Source organism: bacterium (genome assembly GCA_037131655.1).
GTDB lineage: Bacteria > Armatimonadota > Fimbriimonadia > Fimbriimonadales > JBAXQP01 > JBAXQP01.
On record JBAXQP010000379.1, the window covers coordinates 1 to 2,212 of the forward strand.

General features: G+C 44.8%; 2 protein-coding genes. Both read right to left on the reverse strand.

The window, feature by feature from the left end:
* Nucleotides 1-600 precede the first annotated feature (600 nt).
* Nucleotides 601-1,635 (reverse strand): UDP-3-O-(3-hydroxymyristoyl)glucosamine N-acyltransferase, encoded by a 1,035-nt coding sequence (lpxD, locus tag WCO51_12660; protein MEI6514104.1) that lies wholly within the window; start codon nucleotides 1,633-1,635, stop codon nucleotides 601-603.
* Nucleotides 1,623-2,212 (reverse strand): hypothetical protein (locus tag WCO51_12665; GenBank protein ID MEI6514105.1); only part of this gene is annotated, 590 nt, incomplete at its 5' end. The genes lpxD and WCO51_12665, both read right to left, overlap by 13 nt.

A 2,212-nucleotide genomic window follows, 5' to 3' on the forward strand; every position in this document is an offset into this window, starting at 1 on the left:
TCTCTACACTGGATCACAAAACTTCGAACAAGTTTTTTTAGAACTCGATGAATTATTATCGATTGCCTTAGTTTTTTCCGTGTGCGCTCAATCTCATGACCAAGACGTATGAATTCTGACTTCAAGGGATCCTTCGTCTGCTTGCACCCACGCTTGTCGTCCGTAAGAGCCGGCTCGGCTCCCTTTCAATAGTCTCTGCGCCTCTTCACGAGATGTGAGGATTAACAATCCCTCCTGCTTAAGCAGTACCCCGACCTCGCCTGACGCACGATCTGAACCATTTACTTCACCAAAAACTACCAGCAGTCAATTAACGCCGATACTTACGGATCAGAAATACTCAGTCTCACTCAGATTTAGTCACACTAAATCGTTCTTCTCTGCTGCTTTAACTTCTAGCTGAAATAATCTTAGCCTTTTTTGCCCAGCAACAGGATGGAACACGACAAGTAGGACAGACGATGTAAGAATCATGCTGATGCATCAGTACGTAAAAATCGTTGTCGTCTGAACAGAATTTTAGATAACGTACATCAGTGAAGGTTACTTCGGCACAATTAGCCTAGCAATGTCACGGAATCGGCATGCCTTTAGCCGATCTTATTTCTCTTCCAATTTCTCAAGGCGTTTCTTCAAATCTTTAATAACTTTTACTGTGGCAGGGAGTTTGACGAGGTGGGCGAACATTTCTAGGGTTTCACGTTGAGGTCGAGCGGGGGTACCCCATAAGGTTGAGCCAGAAGGCATATCACCTAGTACTCCACTTTGGCCGCCGACTATTGAACCTTTGCCGATAGTGACATGTTCCTTCACACCAACCTGTCCGGCCAATATAACCCCATCTTCTAATGTCACACTGCCCGATAGGCCGACTTGCGATACAATGATGCAATTCTGTCCAATATTGCAGTTGTGAGCGATCTGGACAAGATTATCTATCTTCGTTCCGTTTCCGATCTTCGTCACACCGGTTGTTGCTCGATCGATAGTTGTATTCGCTCCGACTTCAACATCATCACCTAACACGACATGACCAATTTGAGGAATTTTAATATGTTTGCCACTGCTGAAGACGTACCCAAAACCATCTGCACCTATCACAGCGCCTGAATAGAGAATACAGCGTTTTCCTAACACTGTACTATTCATGATGCTAACATTAGGATATATCGAACAGCCCTCCCCGAGTTTAACATCACAACCCACAAACACATGCGGATAAATGACTACCCGATCGCTAATCGTCACATTTTCGCCGATAGTCACATAAGCTCCAATCGCCACATCTTTCCCTACTGTCGTTCCAACACCAAGGATTGCGGTAGGATGCACCCCTTTTGCGACGCAATGAGGTCGCGCAAATAGCGTAAGGGTTAAAGCGAAAGCTAAACGAGGATTTTCAACACGAATTAACGGCTTGCCGACTTTTATTGCATCTTTAAAAGTGATAATCGCTGAAGCTTGGCTCTGCTCAGCCAAGGCTAAGCGACGCTCATCCTCAGCAAATGTCACTGAACCTTCTTCAGCCGCATCAAATCCGCTGCATGACCTAATGACAATGCCCGGATCGCCATCAAGATCACCGGCAACCGCTTGTGCGATTTCACCTAATGTGTGACTTTTCAAAATGTCCATTGATTGATAAACTCCTCCGTCATGTCCTCTGCGCCATCCGGAGAGGTTGCCAGGATATATCCGTGCCGCTTAGTCCACTGGTTTGCGGCCTCACGTGTTTGCTCAAGAGTTAATGACCGCCATATTTCCTTGCTTATCCTTAGGTTCTTCTCAATCGTTGGAGCAAGTTCTTTGTACTCAAGAAGCGGTGCGATTGCTTCTATATTAAGATTAGCCGATGGGATCGTCTTTGAGCCTACATAAAAATATGAAGAACTATCGATACCTGTCAAGCTTTGTGTAACAACCTGCTTACGAACTAAAGCCAATTCCTTTTCCAATTCAGTTTGATATTGCTCCTCGGCTTGTTTATTCGCATGATTCTTCGCCTCATTCGTCAACTTCGCTTGCTTAGCGATAAATTCAACTAGCGTAGCGTTCATCAAGTCATTAATTTTCACTAAGTTCGTTGCGACTTGAGCTAACTTGTCTTTTACATCAACAGGAGGGCTATTTCGATCTGCAAGTATCATCACACGAGTTCGATCAAGTTCCAATTGAAAGATCTTTTCCGCATAAAGCTCGGCAATTTCTCTGG